The following is a 19,049-nucleotide window of genomic DNA, read 5'->3' on the forward strand; positions in this document are numbered from 1 at the left end:
CCGGGGCCAGCAGTGACTGTCCAGCACGGTACTCACTATCTATGTACCACGCGGCGATGCCGCGCCTTGTGAACACTTGCGCAGGCATACACAAGGAGGTTCACCATGCGCACGTTTCCCCGTCACTACCTGGCTACCGCACTGGCCTGTTTAGCCTTGCAGGCAACCGCTGCAGATTATGGCCAGGGCCTGGCAACCCAGGCAGGCCCCACCCCCCTGAACAACGCCAACAAGGAAAACGCCCACTGGAGCGGTATCGGCAGGCTCGAGGCGAGCAAGCAGTGCATCGCCACACTGATCGATACCCGTGACCCATGGCTGGACAACAGCGGGCCGGCATACGTCATCACCAACGGGCATTGCATCGGTGCGAAAAATGGCGTGATTGCTCATGACCTGCCACTGACCGGCAACATTGCCTTCAACTATTTCACCGATACCGCCGGGCAGCGCCAGACCTTTGCACTCAAGCGCCTGATCTGGAGCAGCATCCAGGGTATTGACCTTGCCCTGCTGGAACTCGACTCAACGCTCAAGGCAGTCATGGACACGGGCATCGTGCCGCTGAGAATAAACAGCCCGCCGCCCATTGGCAGCCCGGTCCTGGTGGTTGGCGATCCCAGCACCCCCGGCCTTGGCCTGCGTTTGAGCACTTGCACCTTGCACAGGGCTGACGTTGTTGTAGAGCAGGCCTGGGTGTGGCGCAATGCCCTGAGCAACCAGTGCGCCGGGATAGCTGAAGGTGCCTCTGGCAGCCCTATCATCAACCGGACCAACAACAATATCGTCGGCTTGATAAACAGCACGTCCTTCGGATCAGCCGCTGCACCCGCATCTGAAATGCAAAACTATGGCCTGGCAATTGACCGCCTGTTCCGCTGCGGCCGGGGCGGACGAGCGGACCTGACTCTGGATGGCTGCAACCTGCTCCCCGGTTTCGCCCTTGAACAGCAACAGGCCCACACGTTCCTGACGGTAAACAAGACTGCGACAACCGCAGACGGCAGCCCGCAATTGCCCACCTGGAATTATGAGTTCGTGATCGACAAACCGATGTACCGTTACAAGACCACCCGGGATGCACTGCAGTGCGAAAACCCGGTTAGCTACAGCGAAGCCCTACCAGGGCCTGGCGCCAAGATCGATGATGTTCTTGGTCCGGAGCCCGGACGACATTTCTTATGTATTGTCGGCGTTCAGTCAGCGGAGCAACGACCCTCTCACGCGTTGATGGGTAACAGCCTGAGCGTCGCCGTAGAGTTGTTCGAGCAAGCTCCCGTACCAGATCCTGACGTTCTGATCGAATCCCGCAACTCCGGTGATATCAAAGTCACCTGGACCCTGGCCCCGCCCCACCTGCACAGCTACCGGACAAAACGCGGCCCGCTTGCCAGCACCGATTGCACCGATGAACGTGGCTATACAACCTTCCGCGCGGACCGCAGTATCGTGTTCAAGGTAGACAAACTACCGCTGAAGCTCTGTACCTATTCGCAAGACGTCATCAAGCAGCGCTCGCCGGTGCGCACCGACCTGCTGACATCCCGCGCAGCCGGCTGAGCGGCGCCCACAAAAAAGGGCCCTGTCCTTGCGAACAGAGCCCTTCGGGTCCATCAGCCGTTATCAGCTATAGACACGCCCCAGCAACTGGCGGTGACTTTCGAACTGATCGAGCACATCACGGGTGATTTGCTCCGGCGTAAAGCCCATCAGGTCGTACTCCTGGCTGCCGTTGTGCAGGTACACCTCGGCGCGGTAGAAGCGCTGGCGCACTTCCGACTCACCTTCCACCGGTGCCTCGCTCGGCGCGGCCAGGTAGCCGTCCAGGCTCACTTCATAGACGAACGGATTGCCTTCTTCCATGTCGATGCGCAGGCCCATGGCCGAACGCGACTGGCCGACCCGGGTCTGCACCTGGAAGCCCAGGGTCTGCAGCTGTTCGGCTGCTTCCTTGAGCGCCGGGCTGACGCGTTTATCCATGAAGCGCTGAACGATCGCCTGGGTCGGCTGCAGGTCCAGCTGGCTCAGGCGCTCGCTGAAACCGCGACGGCCACGGGCAGCCAGTTCAGCCTGCTCCTGCTCGACCTGGCTGTCCTGTTTCATGGCCTTGTACAGGCCGAACATGAACAGCACCAGCACCACCGAGAACGGCAGCCCCGCCAGCACCACCATGGTTTGCATGGCTTGGAAGTTACCGGCCAATAGCAAGCCGATAGTGACTACCGTGATAATTGCCGACCAGAGGATACGCAACCAGTTTGGCGCATCTTCGTCGACATGACCGCCTTTGCACGACAGGTTGGCCATCATCACCGCACCGGAGTCGGCCGGGGTCAGGAACAGCACGAAGCCAACGAAGATCGCGACACCGACAACGATCTTGGCGAACGGATAGTGCTCAAGCAGCTGGTAGATCGACATTGCCGGCTGCTCCACCGCCGTTCGTCCCAGCTCCACCGCGCCCTGGTTCATCACCAGATCCAGTGCCGAGTTGCCGAAGATCGACAGCCAGGCCAGGGTGAAGCCCAGCGGGATCAGCAGTACGCCGGCGACCAGCTCGCGCACGGTACGACCGCGGGAGATGCGGGCAATGAACATGCCGACGAACGGGCCCCAGGAAATCCACCAGGCCCAGTAGAACACGGTCCACAGGCCCAACCAGCGCTCGGACTTGGCGTTGTCGCCTTCATAGACGTACAGGTCGAACGTCTTCAGCACCATACCGTTGAGGTAGTCGCCGATGTTCTGCACGAAGCTGTTGAGCAGGTGCAGGGTCGGGCCATTGAGCAGGACGAACAGCAGCAGGCCGCTGAACAGGATGATGTTCAGGTTGGACAGGCGACGGATGCCGTTCTCCACACCCGAGACAGCGGCGATGGTCGCCACAGTGCTCATCACCAGGATCACGATCAGCAGGTTGGTATTGCTGTGCTCCATGCCGAACAGGTACTCCAGGCCCGAAGACACCTGCATCGAACCGATACCCAGGTTGGTCACCAGGCCCAGCAGGGTCACGAACATGCCGAAGATGTCGACAGTGTGCCCCGCGGCCCCCTTGACCCAACGCTCACCGACCAGCGGGTACAGCGCCGAGCGCAGGGCCAGCGGCTGGTTATGGCGGTAGGCGAAGTAGGCCACGGCCAGGCCGACCAGGGCATAGATCGCCCAGCCATGCAGGCCCCAGTGCAAGAAGGTCAGTTGCAGGCCTTCACGGGCCGATTGCAGGCTGGCCGGTGCGCCTTCAGGCGGATTGAAGTAGTGATCCAGCGGCTCGGACGCGCCAAAGTACAGCAGCGAGATACCGATACCGGAGGAGAACAGCATCCCGGCCCAGGCACCGTAGCTGAAGTCCGGCTTGTCATCCTTGCCGCCAAGCTTGAGCTTGCCGAAATTGGAGAAGGCCAAAACGATGACGAACAGCAGGTAGCCGCCGATCACCAGCATGTAGTACCAGCCGAAGCTGCGCGACAACCAGGCCTGGGCCTCGTTCAGCACGCGGCCGGCGGTTTCGGGAACTGCGATCAGCAAGGCAGTCAACAACAGGATCAGCAACGTCGAGGTGAAGAACACCACGCTATTGACCCGGACCCTCTCGGCAGGGGTCTTGATTAGGGAGGCAGAACTCATTGCACATATGCTCCGGGCAGTGCGAGAGAAACACGAAACAACCGTTACCCGAGCAAATGGTGCAATAGCCCCACTGCTCCAGGTGTTATAAAAGCACCTTGAAAAAACCGTGATCCCGAATCGATTGCGTTGAAAAAAACAGGCCGAAAACCCCGTCCCGAGGGTTGGCCGCGCGGTGCTAGACCGCTCGGCAGATCTGTTCAACGCGCCGTTTACACCCGTCAACACCTTGTATTCCGGGGGTTACACGTCTTTTTGGGGTGCCAATTTGGGCAAATAGCAGGTAGGAAAAACCTGTCAATTGCACAGATTGTCGCAGAGCTTATTCTTTGTTGATTGAACGTTCAATCAAAACAAAATAGACTGGCCTTCGCCGAGGCAGCCGCTCGTCGACTGCTCGCAGGCCTGAGGAGATTTGCAAGATGCCCAAGGTCGGTATGCAACCCATCCGCCGTCAGCAGTTGATCGAAGCCACATTGCTGGCCATCGACCAGGTCGGCATGGGTGACGCCAGCATTGCGCTGATCGCCCGTTTGGCCGGTGTGTCGAATGGCATCATCAGTCACTACTTTCAGGACAAGAACGGCCTGATCGCAGCGACCATGCGGTACTTGATGAGCGTGCTGAGCGAGAACGTCGTCGCCAACCGGCAGGCGCTCAAGGACAACAGCCCGCGTGCCCACCTGCAGGTGATCATCGAAGGCAACTTCGACGCCAGCCAGGTCAACGGCCCGGCAATGAAAACCTGGTTGGCCTTCTGGGCCTCCAGCATGCACCAGCCGTCTTTGCACAGGTTGCAGCGGATCAACGATCACCGCTTGTATTCCAACCTGTGCTGCCAGTTCCGCCGCGTCCTGCCGTTGCCTGAGGCACGCACCGCGGCCCGGGGACTGGCAGCGTTGATCGACGGTCTGTGGCTGCGCGGAGCGCTGTCCGGAGACGCTTTCGACACCGACCAGGCGAAACAAATCGCTTACGAATACATGGATCTACAACTGGCGAAACAGACGAGCCCGGACATGCAAAACCAGGCCTCTGAACCACCGCGCGCCGCGATTGCCAAACAAGCAGGAGCGCTGCACGGATAGCCAAACACACATATGCACTTGCGAGGACACTATGGCCCGTTTCGAACTGCAAAAACTCTACATTGATGGTGGTTATGTCGACGCTTCCAGCGACGCTACCTTCGACGCCATCAACCCGGCCAACGGCGAAGTCCTCGCCCAGGTGCAACGCGCTACCGAAGCCGACGTCGAGCGCGCTGTAGAAAGCGCCGAACGTGGCCAGAAAGTCTGGGCTGCGATGACCGCCATGCAGCGTTCGCGCATCCTGCGCCGCGCTGTCGATATCCTGCGCGAACGCAACGATGAGCTGGCTGCCCTGGAAACCCTGGATACCGGCAAGTCCTACTCCGAAACCCGCTACGTCGATATCGTCACCGGCGCCGACGTGCTGGAATACTACGCAGGCCTGGTACCGGCCATCGAAGGCGAGCAGATCCCGCTGCGCGACAGCTCGTTCGTCTACACCCGCCGCGAGCCGCTGGGCGTGACCGTCGGTATCGGCGCCTGGAACTACCCGATCCAGATCGCCCTGTGGAAATCCGCACCTGCCCTGGCGGCCGGTAACGCGATGATCTTCAAGCCGAGCGAAGTCACCTCGCTGACCACCCTGAAACTGGCCGAGATCTACACCGAAGCCGGCCTGCCGGACGGCGTGTTCAACGTCCTGACCGGCAGCGGCCGCGAAGTCGGCACCTGGCTGACCGAGCATCCGCGCATCGAGAAAATCTCCTTCACCGGCGGCACCACCACCGGCAAGAAGGTCATGGCCAGCGCCTCGAGCTCGACGCTCAAGGAAGTCACCATGGAACTGGGCGGCAAGTCGCCGCTGATCATCTGCGAAGACGCCGACCTCGATCGCGCCGCCGACATCGCCATGATGGCCAACTTCTACAGCTCGGGTCAGGTCTGCACCAACGGTACCCGCGTATTTGTCCCTGCCTCGATGAAAGCGGCTTTCGAAGCCAAGATCGCCGAGCGCGTTGCCCGCATCCGCGTTGGCAACCCTGAAGACGAAAACACCAACTTCGGCCCGCTGGTCAGCTTCGCTCACCTGGAAAGCGTGCTGGGCTACATCGCCAAGGGCAAGGAAGAAGGCGCACGCGTTCTGTGCGGCGGCGAGCGTCTGACCGAAGGCGAATTCGCCAAGGGCGCGTTCGTGGCTCCGACTGTGTTCACCGACTGCCGTGACGACATGACCATCGTCAAGGAAGAAATCTTCGGCCCAGTGATGAGCATCCTCTCCTACGAGACCGAGGAAGAAGTCATCCGCCGTGCCAACGACACCGAGTACGGCCTGGCCGCTGGCGTGTGCACCAACGACATCAGCCGCGCCCACCGCATCATCCACCAGCTGGAAGCCGGTATCTGCTGGATCAACGCCTGGGGCGAGTCGCCAGCCGAAATGCCGGTCGGCGGTTACAAGCAATCCGGTGTCGGCCGTGAAAACGGCGTGAGCTCGCTGGCTCAGTACACTCGCATCAAGTCGGTACAGGTCGAGCTGGGCAACTACAACTCGGTGTTCTAAGCCCCCCTTGTAGCCGCGCCCGGACCGCAAGGCCCGGGCGCTCCCCGCTTTTCCTGCCTACTGCCAATGAGGGAACAGAACATGTCCCATGAATTCGATTACATCATCGTCGGTGCCGGCTCTGCCGGTAACACCCTGGCGACCCGCCTGACCGAAGACGAAGGCGTTACTGTCCTGCTGCTGGAAGCCGGTGGTCCTGACTACCGCATGGACTTCCGCACCCAGATGCCAGCCGCGCTGGCCTTCCCGCTGCAAGGCCGTCGCTACAACTGGGCCTACGAGACCGACCCGGAGCCGCACATGGACGGCCGCCGGATGGAATGCGGTCGCGGCAAGGGCCTGGGTGGCTCGTCGCTGATCAACGGTATGTGCTATATCCGTGGCAACGCCATGGACTTCGACGGCTGGGCCAAACTGCCAGGCCTGGAAGACTGGAGCTACCTGGACTGCCTGCCGTATTTCCGCAAGGCGGAAACCCGCGACATCGGCGCCAACGATTACCACGGCGGTGAAGGCCCGGTCAGCGTGACCACGCCCAAAGCCGGCAACAACCCGCTGTTCCACGCCATGGTCGAAGCCGGCGTGCAAGCCGGTTACCCGCGTACCGAAGACCTGAACGGCTACCAGCAGGAAGGTTTCGGTCCGATGGACCGTACCGTAACGCCTAAAGGCCGTCGCTCCAGTACCGCCCGCGGCTACCTGGACATCGCCAAGAAGCGTTCGACCCTGACCATCGTCACCCACGCCCTGAGCGATCGCGTGCTGTTCGACGGCAAGCGCGCTGTTGGCGTGAGCTACCTGGTCGGCGCCAGCGAAGAGCGCGTCGAAGCCCGCGCGCGCAAGGAAGTGATCGTCTGCTCCGGCGCCATCGCTTCGCCGCAACTGCTGCAACGCTCCGGCGTTGGCCCACGCGCCCTGCTGGAAAGCCTCAACGTGCCGGTGGTTCACGACCTGCCGGGCGTTGGCGAGAACCTGCAGGACCACCTTGAGCTGTACCTGCAGTACGCGTGCACCCAGCCAGTGTCGCTGTACCCGTCGCTGCTCTGGTACAACCAGCCGGCCATCGGTGCCGAATGGCTGTTCAAGGGTACCGGTATCGGCGCCAGCAACCAGTTCGAAGCCGGTGGCTTCATCCGTACTCGCGAAGAGTTCGAATGGCCGAACATCCAGTACCACTTCCTGCCGGTGGCGATCAACTACAACGGCAGCAACGGCGTACAGGAACACGGCTTCCAGGCCCACATGGGTTCGATGCGCTCGCCTAGCCGCGGCCGTATCCAGCTCAAGTCCAAAGACCCGCGCCAGCACCCAAGCATCCTGTTCAACTACATGGCTACCGAGCAGGACTGGCAGGAGTTCCGTGACGGCATCCGCCTGACCCGCGAAATCATGGCCCAGCCTGCGCTGGACGCCTACCGTGGCCGCGAAATCAGCCCGGGCGCCGACGTGCAGACTGACGAGGAACTGGACAAGTTCATCCGCGAACACGCCGAAACCGCCTTCCACCCATCCTGCTCGTGCAAGATGGGCGACGACGACATGGCCGTGGTCGACGGCCAGGGCCGCGTGCATGGCATGCAAGGTCTGCGTGTAGTTGATGCCTCGATCATGCCGATCATCATCACCGGCAACCTCAATGCCACCACGATCATGATCGCCGAGAAAATCGCCGACAAGATCCGCAACCGCCAGTCGCTGCCGCGCAGCACCGCCAAGTACTACGTCGCCAATGGCACGCCGGTCAAAGGCAAGGCGATGCGTGAGGTCAAGCAGGCCTAAGCTTTTTTCGCGGGGCAAGCCCGCTCCTACCTGTGGGAGCGGGCTTGCCCCGCGATGAGGCCCGCAAAAGGCAACACAATAAGGCACTCCAGGGAGTGTCTTTTTTGTACCCGCGATTAACCCTTTACAGCCCGCCAACCCCTCAGGTTAGAATCCTTGGCACGCGACCTGCTTGAAATTCAAAGCAAACTGCCCCTCCTTCCTGCTTTTCCCCGGAGTACTGCCTTTGGATGCGTCCACCATCAATAGCCTGTTCTTGATCGGCGCATTGCTGGTGGGTGCAAGTATTCTGGTCAGCTCACTGTCATCACGCCTGGGCATCCCGATCCTGGTCATCATCCTCGCGGTCGGCATGATCGCCGGGGTCGACGGTGGCGGCATCATCTTCAACAACTACCCGACCGCCTACCTGGTGGGCAACCTGGCACTGGCGGTGATCCTCCTCGACGGCGGCCTGCGCACGCGGGTGGCGAGTTTCCGCGTGGCCCTGTGGCCGGCGCTGTCGCTGGCCACGGTCGGGGTGCTGATCACCACCGGCCTGACCGGCATGGTCGCCGCCTGGCTGTTCGACCTGAGCCTGATCCAGGGCCTGCTGATCGGCGCCATCGTTGGCTCCACCGATGCTGCGGCGGTGTTCTCGCTGCTCGGCGGCAAGGGCCTGAACGAGCGGGTGACGGCAACCCTGGAGATCGAATCGGGCAGCAACGACCCAATGGCGGTGTTCCTCACCGTGACCCTGATCGACATGATCGCCAGCGGCCAGACCGGCCTGCACTGGAGCCTGCTCACGCACCTGCTGCGCGAATTCGGCATCGGCGGCCTGCTGGGCCTGGGTGGCGGTTGGTTGCTGCTGCAACTGGTCAATCGCATCAACCTGGCCGGCGGCCTGTACCCGATCCTGGTGGTGGCTGGCGGCCTGGTGGTGTTCTCGCTGACCAACGCCCTGCACGGCAGCGGCTTTCTCGCCGTGTACCTGTGCGGCCTGGTGCTGGGCAACCGGCCGATCCGCAGCCGCCACGGTATCCTGCACATGCTCGATGGCATGGCCTGGCTGGCACAGATCGGCATGTTCCTGGTTCTCGGCCTGCTGGTCACGCCGCACGACCTGCTACCCATCGCCCTGCCGGCGCTGGGCCTGGCGCTGTGGATGATCGTCTTCGCCCGACCGCTGTCGGTGATCGCCGCCCTGCTGCCGTTCAAGGCCTTCCATGGCCGCGAAAAAGCCTTTATTTCCTGGGTCGGCCTGCGCGGCGCGGTACCGATCATTCTCGCCGTGTTCCCGTTGATGGCTGGCCTTCCCGATGCCCAGTTGTTCTTCAACCTGGCGTTCTTCATCGTCCTGGTCTCACTGTTGGTGCAAGGCACCAGCCTGCCGTGGGTGGCCAAGCTGCTGAAAGTGACGGTACCGCCAGACCCTGCCCCCATCTCCCGTTCAGCCCTGGAAGTGCACATCACCAGCGAGTGGGAGCTGTTCGTCTACCGCCTGGGCGCAGAAAAATGGTGCATCGGCGCCGCCCTGCGGGAACTGAAAATGCCCGAAGGCACCCGTATCGCGGCGCTGTTTCGCGGCCAGCAACTGCTCCATCCGTCGGGAAGTACCACCCTGGAAGTCGGCGACCTGCTCTGCGTGATCGGCCACGAACACAACCTGCCGGCCCTCGGCAAGCTGTTCAGCCAGGCGCCGCAGCGTGGCCTGGACCTGCGTTTCTTTGGTGACTTCGTACTCGAAGGTGACGCAGAACTGGGGGCTGTGGCGGCGTTGTACGGTTTGAAGCTCGACGGCCAGGACCCGCATATGCCGCTCAGCCGCTTCATCGCACAGAAGGTTGGCGGCGCGCCAGTGGTCGGCGACCAGATCGAATGGAACAGCACCTTGTGGACGGTTGCAGTGATGGAAGGGAACAAGATCCTCAAAGTGGGCGTCAAATTCCCCGAAGGTACTCGACCCGGCCCTGGGTTGTTCCTTTAAACTCCGTTCTTCGCCTCTGCCTGTACGAATTTTCTGCCTATGTCTCTGCGCACGTTTTTAAGCGCAGCCCTGATCGGGCTGTGCCTGTCCTTCTCCCCGGCCTGGGCTGCGGAACCACCTACCACGGCGGCGATCCAGAAAAGCCTGGACAAGATCGCCGAACGCAAGCTGCCTGAGGCTGAACAGAAAGCCCTGCAGCAGGTGCTCGAACAGACGCTGACCTTGCTCGGCAACAAAGAGGACAGCGAGAAAAAGCTCACTGCGCTCAAGCACCAACTCAATGACGCGCCGCGCCAGATCAGCGAAAACCAGCGCGAGCTGGCCAAGCTGAAGGACAGCAAAGTGATCGCGGTCGCCCAGCGCTACGCTACCTCCAGCGTGCCGCAGCTGGAGCAATTGCTGGCCGAGCGCACGACCGAGCAGGGCGAACTGCAAAAAGCGCTGTCTGAAGCCAACAGCCTGACCATTACCGCGCAGACCCGGCCCGAACGGGCCCAGGCAGAAATCAGCGCCAACCAGACCCGCACCCAGCAGATCAACACCAGCTTGAAGATCGGCAAGGACGGCGGCAAGCCGCTCAACGCTGACCAACGCAACCAGCTCAACGCCGAACTGGCCGCCCTCAACGCCCTGACCCTGCTGCGCCGCCAGGAACTGGCCGGCAACAGCCTGCTGCAAGACCTGGGCAACAGCCAGCATGACCTGCTGATCGAGCGCGCCACGCGCCTGGAGCAAGAAATCCAGGACCTGCAGACGCTGATCAACCAGAAGCGCCTGGCCCAGTCCCAGCAAACCGTCACCGAGCAGTCGATCGAAGCGCAGAAGGCCGGCGGCAGCACCCTGCTGGCCACCGAAAGCGCCGCCAACCTCAAGCTCTCCGACTACCTGCTGCGCAGCACCGACAGCCTCAACGACCTGACCCAGCAGAACCTCAAGACCAAGCAGCAACTGGACACCCTGACCCAGAGCGACCAGGCCCTGGACGAGCAGATCAGCGTGCTCAAGGGCAGCTTGCTGCTGTCGAAGATCCTCTACAAGCAGAAGCAGGCGCTACCGCACCTGAAGCTCGACCGCGACCTGGCCGACCAGATCGCCGACATCCGCCTGTACCAGTTCGAGATCAACCAGCAGCGCGAGCAGATCAGCAGCCCAAGCAGCTATGTCGACAAACTGCTCACCGCACAACCGCCCGAGACCGTCACCCCGCAACTGCGCAAGGCCCTGCTGGAAGTGGCGATCACTCGCAGCGACCTGCTCGAACGCCTGAACCGTGAACTGAGCGCACTGCTCAACGAATCGATCACCCTGCAACTGAACCAGAAGCAACTGTTCAGCACGGCACAAAACCTGCGTGCAACCCTTGATGAGCAGATGTTCTGGATTCCCAGCAACAAGCCGCTGGACCTGGAATGGCTGCGCACCGTGCCCGAACGCCTGCAGAAACAGGTGGTCAGCCTGCCCTGGGGATCGGGCCTGAGGGAGCTGACCGACGGCCTGGCCCAGCGCCCGCTGCTGTTCCTGCCCCTGCTGCTGCTGATCGGCGCCCTGCTGTGGCGACGCAAGTACCTGTATGCACGCCTGACCAAGGTTCACCAGGATGTCGGCCACTTCAAGCGTGACAGCCAGTGGCACACGCCCCAGGCAATCCTGGTCAATATCCTCCTGGCCATGCCCCTGAGCCTGGGCCTGGCCCTGTGCGGCTACGCCCTGCAGATCGACGCCCGCGGGCAGAACGCCAACCTCGCCTCGGCCCTGTTCCAGATAGCCCAGGCCTGGCTGGTGTTCTACACCGCCTACCGGATACTCGCCCCCGGCGGGGTGGCCGAACTGCACTTTCGCTGGGAAAAGCCCCAGGTCGAATTCCTCCGCGGCTGGATCCGCCGCCTCGGTACCGTGGTCCTGGCCCTGGTCGGCGTGGTGGCAGTGGCCGAGCATCAGCCCTCGGCACTGGCTGAAGACGTGCTCGGCATCGGCGTGGTGCTGACCTGCTACGCGCTGATGGCCTGGCTGCTCAGCCGCCTATTGCTGAGCAGCCCCACCCACCGCAACACCTCGCTGTTCCGCAAGGCCGTGGGCGTGGCCTTCACCGCGCTGCCGGTGGCATTGTTCATCGCCGTGTGCTTTGGCTACTACTACACCGCGCTCAAACTCACCGACCGCCTGATCGATACTCTGTACCTGCTGATGTTCTGGCTGGTGATCGAAGCCGCCTTCGTCCGCGGCCTGGCCGTGGCCGCCCGGCGCCTGGCCTACCAGCGGGCGCTGAGCAAGCGCCAGGCGGCCAAGGAAGGCCTGGATGGCGAAGTGCTGGTTGAAGAGCCAACCCTGGACATCGAACAGGTCAACCAGCAGTCCCTGCGCCTGATTCGCCTGGCCCTGCTCGGTGGTTTCATTGCCGCCCTGTACTGGGTCTGGTCGGACCTGATCAGCGTGTTCGCCTACCTCGACAACATCACCCTGTACGAGTACACCAGCGGCACCGGCGCGGCCATGAGCATGGTGCCGATCAGCCTGCGCGACCTGCTCGGCGCACTGGTGATCATCGGCATCACCATTGCCCTGGCCGGCAACTTGCCCGGCCTGCTCGAAGTGCTGGTGCTGTCACGCCTGAACCTGGCCCAGGGCAGTGCCTACGCCACCACCACGTTGCTGTCCTACGTGATTGCCGGGGTCGGCTTCGTCTCTACCCTGTCGGCCCTGGGCGTCAGCTGGGACAAACTGCAATGGCTGGTCGCGGCGCTGTCGGTGGGCCTGGGCTTCGGCATGCAGGAGATCTTCGCCAACTTCATCTCCGGGATCATGATCCTGTTCGAGCGCCCGGTGCGCATCGGCGACACTATCACTATCGGCAACCTCTCGGGCACGGTGAGCAAGATCCGTATCCGCGCCACCACCATCACCGACTTCGACCGCAAGGACATCATTGTCCCGAACAAGACCTTCATCACCGGGCAACTGATCAACTGGTCGCTGACCGACACCATCACCCGGGTCACCCTCAAGCTCGGCGTCGACTACGGCTCGGACCTGGACCTGGTGCGCACCCTGCTGCTCAAGGCGGCCAACGACAACCCGCGGGTGCTCAAGGAGCCGGCGCCAATCGTCTACTTCCTGAACTTCGGCGAAAGCACCCTGGACCACGAGCTGCGTATGCACGTGCGGGACCTGGGCGACCGCAACCCGGTGCTCGACGAGATCAACCGCTACATCAACAAAGAGTTCAAGAAGCAGCACATCAACATCTCCTTCCGGCAGATGGAGATCTACCTGAAGAACATGCAGGGCCAGGAGTACAAGATGGTCCCGGTGGAAAACCTGGACAAGACCGTGCTGCCAACCGCCAGCAATGGCGAGAAGCCCGGCGACGAGGCCACGGGCAAACCGGCCTGACTGGACGCCAACGGCCATACCCTTGCAGAATACTCAGGTTTTCTCCAGGAGATGGCCGTTGAAAGCCCTCGACGAACTGACTTTCGATAACCGTTTCGCCCAACTGGGCGATGCCTTCTCTACTTCGGTGCTGCCCGAGCCGATTGCCGAACCGCGCCTGGTGGTCGCCAGCGCAGCGGCCATGGCGCTGCTCGACCTGGAGCCTACCGAAGCCCATTCGCCGGTATTTGCCGAACTGTTCAGCGGCCACAAGCTGTGGGCCGAGGCCGAACCGCGGGCGATGGTCTATTCCGGGCATCAATTCGGCTCCTATAACCCGCGCCTGGGCGATGGCCGTGGCCTGTTGCTGGGCGAGGTGCGCAACGATGCCGGTGAGTACTGGGACCTGCACCTCAAGGGCGCCGGGCAGACGCCTTACTCGCGCATGGGTGATGGCCGCGCCGTGCTGCGTTCGTCGATCCGCGAGTTCCTTGCCTCCGAAGCCCTGCCGGCCCTGGGCATCCCCAGCAGCCGAGCGCTGTGCGTGATCGGCTCAAGCACGCCGGTGTGGCGCGAAACCCAGGAGCGTGCGGCCATGCTTCTGCGCCTGGCGCCGAGCCATATCCGCTTCGGTCATTTCGAGTATTTCTATTACACCCGCCAGCCCGAGCAGCAGCGCACCCTCGCCGAGCACGTGCTCAACACGCACTTTGCCGAATGCCGCGACGCGCCGGAGCCGTACCTGGCTATGTTCCGCACCATCGTCGAGCGCAACGCCGAGCTGATTGCCCGCTGGCAGGCCTATGGCTTCTGCCACGGGGTGATGAACACCGACAACATGTCGATCCTGGGCATCACCTTCGACTTCGGCCCCTACGCCTTCCTCGACGACTTCGACGCCAATTTCATCTGCAACCACTCCGATGACCAGGGCCGCTACAGCTACAGCAACCAGGTGCCCATCGCCCACTGGAACCTCAGCGCCCTGGCCCAGGCCCTGACGCCGTTCATCAGTGTCGAAGCGCTGAAGGAAACCCTCGGGCTGTTCCTGCCGCTGTACGAGGCCCATTACCTGGACCTGATGCGCCGGCGCCTGGGCCTGACCCAGGCAGAAGACGACGACAAGCCGCTGATCGAACGCCTGTTGCAGTTGATGCAACCGGGCGCGGTGGACTACACCCTGTTCTTGCGCCATCTCGGCGACCAGCCTGTCGAGCAGGCGCTGCAAGTGGTGCGCGACGACTTCATCGACCTGGCCGGTTTTGACCTATGGTCCGCCGATTACCTGGCGCGCCTGCAGCGCGAGCCCGACAACGCCGAGGGCCGGCGCGAGCGCATGCATGCGGTCAACCCGCTGTACATCCTGCGCAACTACCTGGCCCAGCGCGCCATCGAGGCGGCCGAGGGTGGCGACTACGAGGAAGTTCGCCGCCTGCACCAGGTGCTGAGCACACCGTTCGATGAGCAGCCGGGCATGGAGGCCTACGCCCAGCGGCCACCAGAGTGGGGTAAGCACCTGGAGATCAGTTGCTCGTCGTGAGGCCTCAGCGTCCCTGATCTTTAGAAGAACACGTCCGCGGGCACCGAAAAGCGTCTAGCCAGTTCACGCACCTGACGCAGATTGAGTTGACGCTTGCCCGCCAGTACCTCCGACACTACCGACTGCGAACCTACCTCCGGCAGATCGCTTTGTTTGAGGCCATGTTCCCGCATCAGGTAACGCAACGTATCGACGCCACTGGCCCGGGATAAAGGGCGATGAGCATGGTCATAGGCCTGCAACATATCCCCCAGATGTACGGCGAGGCTTGCCAGCGGATGGCTTTCATCCTCGCCGACCAAACCCAGCAGTTCATCCAGCGACTCGACCAGTGCATCGTAGTCTGCTTCGCTGGCCGGCTTGCGCAGCAGCGGCGAAACGAACTGCCAATGCGCTGCTGCCTGCTTGATCAGTGGGCTCATCGCCTTCACTCCTTCCACTTGCCTTTGTCGTACTCGCCATGATCGAGCACATGCTTGATATACAGGCGCTGCGTCTTGTAGTGCACAATCGCGATCAGCCGCAATTTGTTGCCGCCGATATCGAATACATGCAACGCCCCTACCTTGTCAGTGGCAGGAAATGTCGCTTTCATCGCCGCAAAGTCTGTCGGATGGCAGGCCTTTACCAGTCGATACCAAGCGTCCAGCGCCGAGGCCGTTCGCGGCCATTTCGCCTTTGCCTCCCAGATGCGTTTTTCCGTTATCACATGCATGCCACACCCGAATCGCAAAGTGCTTCCAGGGATGAGCTTGGGAGTACCGCACAAATATCGCAATCTGCGATATTTATCAAAACATTCCGGATGATCGGCAAGCAAGCAGCGGCGGTATTTGTGTTTGCCCGATAATGTTCTTAGTGTTTCAACAATATCACCCTTCTCAGGAACTCAAATGAGCGACCCACTACTCATCCCCTGCCCCCACTGCAACGGCCTCAACCGCATCCCCGGCGAGCGCCTTGGCGACAGCCCGAAATGCGGCCGCTGCAAGAGCCCGGTCCTGCTGAGCACGCCGTTCGAATTGAAACAGGGGGATTACGCCAGCCAGATCAAGGGCGATCTGCCGCTGCTGATCGATGTCTGGGCCGACTGGTGCGGGCCGTGCAAGTCGTTTGCGCCGATCTTCGCCCAGGCGGCCAGCCAACTGAGCGGGCGCTGCCGCCTGGCCAAGCTGGACAGCGAGGCCAACCAGCAACTGGCCGGGCAATTGGCGATTCGTTCGATTCCCAGCCTGATCCTGTTCAAAAACGGCCGGGAAGTGGCGCGCCAGAGCGGTGCATTCCCACTCCAGCAATTGCTGGAGTGGCTGCGCAGCCAGGGGATTTAAGCGTTTTCTTCGAGCAGGGCGTGCAGTTCGACAAACTGCTGGGTCAGCTTGTGCCGCGGCTCCAGGTGAATCAGCGGCAGGCTGGCCTGGTGTGATTCACGCATTTTCACCGAGCTGTTGAGGTACACCGGCAGTACCGGCAGGCCCTCGGCGATCAACTCGTCGAGCATCTGCTGGGGCAGGCTGGCACGGGCCTGGAACTGGTTGACGACGATGCCTTCGACCTGCAGCTCTTCGTTGTGATCGTCCTTGAGCTCTTCGATTTCGGCCAGCAGGCCATACAGAGCCTGGCGGGAAAAACTGTCGCAATCAAAGGGTATCAGCACACGATCAGCGGCGATCAACGCCGAAACCGCATAAAAGTTAAGCGCTGGCGGCGTATCCAGGTAGATCCGGTCGTAGTCTTCGTCCAGCTCATCCAGCAGTTTGCGCAGCTTGTTGATCTTGTGCTTGGCCTCAAGCTTGGGCTGTAGGTCAGCAAGCTCGGCGGTGGCAGTCACCACATGCAGGTTGTCGAAGGGCGTTTCGTAGATATCGACCTTGTTCTTCTTGGCAAACGGCCCCGACGACAGGGTCTGCTTGAAGAAGTCGGCAATGCCCATGGGAATGTCCTCGCCAGTCAACCCGGTGAGGTACTGGGTCGAGTTGGCCTGGGCATCCAGGTCGATCAGCAGGGTCCGATAGCCTTCATTGGCACTCACCGCCGCCAGGTTGCAGGCAATGCTCGACTTGCCAACGCCACCTTTCTGATTGAACACCACGCGCCGCATGGAATGACCTCCGTGTGTCTGGGGATGAGCGAGTATGTGCGGCCAATGCCGGCTTGACCAGCCGCCAATGGCTCAAGTTTTCGGCGATCCGACCGAATAAACATGACCGCCATTGGTCGGGAAACCTCGGATCGGTCCGACGAATCTTCAGGACCGCTGTCTGTTGCACACGACAATCCGTACAACCATTATTTGCTACACACCAACTCCACCGGGATAATGCGCGCCACTCGGCGATTGCGCCACACCCCTGTCAGGTCGTTGTTCCGAGTTACTCCCTCGGCAAGGAAGTCCCTCAGGGCGGGAAGTACAGCAAAGTGATCACATTCAATATCAGCCAGTGGCGCGCGTGGGCACCAGGCCTGCAGACGGCTGCCGATTGGCAGGCCTGGAGCCAGGCAAAGCACGTGCCGGCAGTGGCTGAACAGGCACCGGATGTGTCGTTTTTGCCGGCCATGCAGCGCCGGCGCCTGAGCCACCTGGCGCGCATGGCCTTCGCCGTGGGCTGGCCACTGGCCGAAAGTTGTAAGGATTTGCCGCTGGTGTTCGTTTCCCGGCATGGCGAAACCCCACGCACCTTCGAGATCCTCAGCGACCTGGCCAACGAGCAGCCGCTGTCGCCAACCCAGTTCAGCCTGTCGGTACACAACGCGGTCATCGGCCTATGGTCGATCATGCGTGGCGAAACCAGTGAAATGACCGCCCTGGCTGCTGCCGGTGACGGTTTTGAACAAGGCGTGATGGAAGCCGCCTGCCTGCTGCGCGAAGGCGCGCCGGCGGTGCTGCTGATTGTGACTGAAGAACAACCGCCTGCGGCCTACGGCCCATGGATTGCTGACGTGCCCTTCGCCTATGCCCTGGGCCTGCTGTTGACTCCTGGCGATGACTGGCAGTTGACCCTTGGCGAGAACAGCGCTGGCGCACCTGCGAGCGAACCTCATGCCTTGAGCTGGTTGCGTTGCCTGCTCAAGAGCGACAGCACCTGTACCCACACCTGGAAGAGCCGCACATGGAACTGGCAACGCAAGCTATAAGCAGACCGCGCGACGCCTATTACTGGCGCCTGCTCGCCACCGCCGTCAGCTTCCTGCTGTTCGGCGTCGGCGGCCTGTGCCTGCGCCTGCTGGTCTTCCCGTTGCTGGCCTGCCTGCCCGGCGATGCCGCCCGCCAGCGCCAACGCGCCCGGCACACCATCAGCTGGCTGTTCTGGCGCTTCATCCGTTTCATGGTCGCCAGCGGCGTGCTCACTTATGAGGTCAAGGGTGCCGAAAAGCTCGGCCGCCCAGGGCAGATGATCATCGCCAACCACCCGTCGCTGATCGACGTGGTGTTCCTCATCGGGCTGGTGCGCCAGGCCAACTGCGTGGTCAAGCAGAGCCTCTGGCACAACCCCTGCACCCGTGGCCCGGTGCGTTCGGCCGAATACATCAGCAACGACGGCAGCATGGACATGCTCGACAGCGCCGTGGCGGCGCTGCAAGGCGGCCAGACCCTGATCATCTTCCCCGAAGGCACCCGCACCCAGCCAGGCCAGCCGCCGACCTTTCATCGCGGCGCGGCAGCCATTGCCCTGCGCGGTGCGAAGATCATCACCCCGGTCACCATCAAGGTCGCCCCCAGCACCCTGACCAAGGCCGAACCCTGGTACCGCATTCCCCAGCGCCGGGTGCATTTCAGCTTGCAGGTCGGTGCCGACATCGACCCGCAGACCTTCGCCGCCCAAGGCCCCGCCCCACAGGCCTCGCGCAAACTCAATGATCACCTGCATCAGCACTTCACCAAGGAGCTCGCCGAAGATGAGCGATCCACAGAACACCCTTAACCACGACATCAAGCTGTTGATCATCGACGCCCTGGGCCTGGAAGACATCAGCGCCCAGGACATCGGCGACGAGCAGACCCTGTTCGGCGAAGGCCTGGGCCTGGATTCGGTGGACGCCCTCGAACTCGGCCTGGCGATCCAGAAGAAGTACGGCATCAAGATCGACGCCGACGCCAAGGACACCCGTAATCATTTCACCAGCGTGGCCAGCCTTGCGGCTTTCGTCACCGCCAAACAGGCAGCCTGAGACAGC

Annotated in this window: 15 protein-coding genes; 11 read left to right on the forward strand and 4 right to left on the reverse strand. The window is 62.1% G+C overall.

Annotation, left to right across the window (positions count from 1 at the left end; translation table 11 throughout):
* Positions 1 to 156 precede the first annotated feature (156 nt).
* The gene (locus F8N82_RS23225) at positions 157 to 1,560 is read left to right on the forward strand and encodes a trypsin-like serine peptidase (protein WP_157771876.1); all 1,404 of its coding nucleotides are present in this window, start codon (positions 157 to 159) and stop codon (positions 1,558 to 1,560) included.
* Positions 1,561 to 1,623: 63 nt separating this feature from the next.
* On the opposite strand, the gene betT is transcribed toward F8N82_RS23225, so the two are convergent.
* On the reverse strand, positions 1,624 to 3,627 hold the full coding sequence (betT, locus tag F8N82_RS23230; RefSeq protein ID WP_038997599.1) for a choline BCCT transporter BetT: 2,004 nt from the start codon (positions 3,625 to 3,627) through the stop codon (positions 1,624 to 1,626).
* Positions 3,628 to 4,049: 422 nt separating this feature from the next.
* Here betT and betI point away from each other — a divergent pair, with 422 nt between their 5' ends.
* The 6 genes from betI (at position 4,050) to selO (ending at position 14,876) form a co-directional block, all read left to right on the forward strand.
* Positions 4,050 to 4,715, forward strand: coding sequence for a transcriptional regulator BetI (gene betI, locus F8N82_RS23235; RefSeq protein WP_038997600.1), 666 nt, complete (start codon positions 4,050 to 4,052; stop codon positions 4,713 to 4,715).
* A 31-nt stretch (positions 4,716 to 4,746) separates the two neighbouring features.
* Positions 4,747 to 6,219, forward strand: a complete 1,473-nt coding sequence (betB, locus tag F8N82_RS23240) for a betaine-aldehyde dehydrogenase (RefSeq protein ID WP_038997601.1) — start codon at positions 4,747 to 4,749, stop codon at positions 6,217 to 6,219.
* A gap of 81 nt (positions 6,220 to 6,300) precedes the next feature.
* A complete protein-coding gene (betA, locus tag F8N82_RS23245) occupies positions 6,301 to 7,998 on the forward strand; it encodes a choline dehydrogenase (RefSeq protein WP_038997602.1) in 1,698 nt (565 codons plus the stop codon).
* Positions 7,999 to 8,224: 226 nt separating this feature from the next.
* Positions 8,225 to 9,967, forward strand: coding sequence for a potassium/proton antiporter (locus F8N82_RS23250; RefSeq protein ID WP_038997603.1), 1,743 nt, complete (start codon positions 8,225 to 8,227; stop codon positions 9,965 to 9,967).
* 39 nt (positions 9,968 to 10,006) lie between these two features.
* Entirely contained in the window at positions 10,007 to 13,357 is a 3,351-nt protein-coding gene (gene mscK, locus F8N82_RS23255; RefSeq protein ID WP_038997604.1) for a mechanosensitive channel MscK, read from the forward strand.
* A gap of 58 nt (positions 13,358 to 13,415) precedes the next feature.
* Complete coding sequence (selO, locus tag F8N82_RS23260; RefSeq protein WP_038997605.1) at positions 13,416 to 14,876, forward strand: protein adenylyltransferase SelO; 1,461 nt, start codon at positions 13,416 to 13,418, stop codon at positions 14,874 to 14,876.
* A 20-nt stretch (positions 14,877 to 14,896) separates the two neighbouring features.
* On the opposite strand, the gene F8N82_RS23265 is transcribed toward selO, so the two are convergent.
* Together F8N82_RS23265 and F8N82_RS23270 are read right to left on the reverse strand one after the other, a co-directional pair.
* A complete protein-coding gene (locus tag F8N82_RS23265; RefSeq protein ID WP_038997606.1) occupies positions 14,897 to 15,298 on the reverse strand; it encodes a helix-turn-helix domain-containing protein in 402 nt (133 codons plus the stop codon).
* Positions 15,299 to 15,303: 5 nt separating this feature from the next.
* Positions 15,304 to 15,591, reverse strand: coding sequence for a type II toxin-antitoxin system HigB family toxin (locus F8N82_RS23270; protein WP_038997607.1), 288 nt, complete (start codon positions 15,589 to 15,591; stop codon positions 15,304 to 15,306).
* A 178-nt stretch (positions 15,592 to 15,769) separates the two neighbouring features.
* Here F8N82_RS23270 and trxC point away from each other — a divergent pair, with 178 nt between their 5' ends.
* Positions 15,770 to 16,204 carry a thioredoxin TrxC gene (gene trxC / locus F8N82_RS23275; protein ID WP_038997608.1) on the forward strand — a complete coding sequence of 145 codons (435 nt, stop codon included), beginning with the start codon at positions 15,770 to 15,772 and terminating at the stop codon, positions 16,202 to 16,204.
* Here the strand turns inward: trxC and F8N82_RS23280 are convergent.
* Entirely contained in the window at positions 16,201 to 16,974 is a 774-nt protein-coding gene (locus tag F8N82_RS23280) for a ParA family protein (RefSeq protein ID WP_038997609.1), read from the reverse strand. The genes trxC and F8N82_RS23280 overlap by 4 nt on opposite strands.
* A gap of 317 nt (positions 16,975 to 17,291) precedes the next feature.
* On the opposite strand from F8N82_RS23280, the gene F8N82_RS23285 reads away from it, so the two are divergent.
* Genes F8N82_RS23285 through F8N82_RS23295 form a run of 3 tightly spaced genes read left to right on the forward strand, consistent with a single transcriptional unit; the run spans position 17,292 to position 19,043 of the window.
* The gene (locus tag F8N82_RS23285; RefSeq protein ID WP_038997610.1) at positions 17,292 to 18,008 is read left to right on the forward strand and encodes a beta-ketoacyl synthase chain length factor; all 717 of its coding nucleotides are present in this window, start codon (positions 17,292 to 17,294) and stop codon (positions 18,006 to 18,008) included.
* The gene (locus F8N82_RS23290; protein WP_038997611.1) at positions 17,984 to 18,796 is read left to right on the forward strand and encodes a lysophospholipid acyltransferase family protein; all 813 of its coding nucleotides are present in this window, start codon (positions 17,984 to 17,986) and stop codon (positions 18,794 to 18,796) included. Before F8N82_RS23285 ends, F8N82_RS23290 begins: the two co-directional genes overlap by 25 nt.
* A complete protein-coding gene (locus F8N82_RS23295) occupies positions 18,771 to 19,043 on the forward strand; it encodes a phosphopantetheine-binding protein (RefSeq protein ID WP_010222262.1) in 273 nt (90 codons plus the stop codon). Before F8N82_RS23290 ends, F8N82_RS23295 begins: the two co-directional genes overlap by 26 nt.
* Positions 19,044 to 19,049: the final 6 nt, after the last annotated feature.

This window comes from Pseudomonas fluorescens, from assembly GCF_902497775.2.
Classification (GTDB): Bacteria; Pseudomonadota; Gammaproteobacteria; order Pseudomonadales; family Pseudomonadaceae; genus Aquipseudomonas; species Aquipseudomonas putida_F.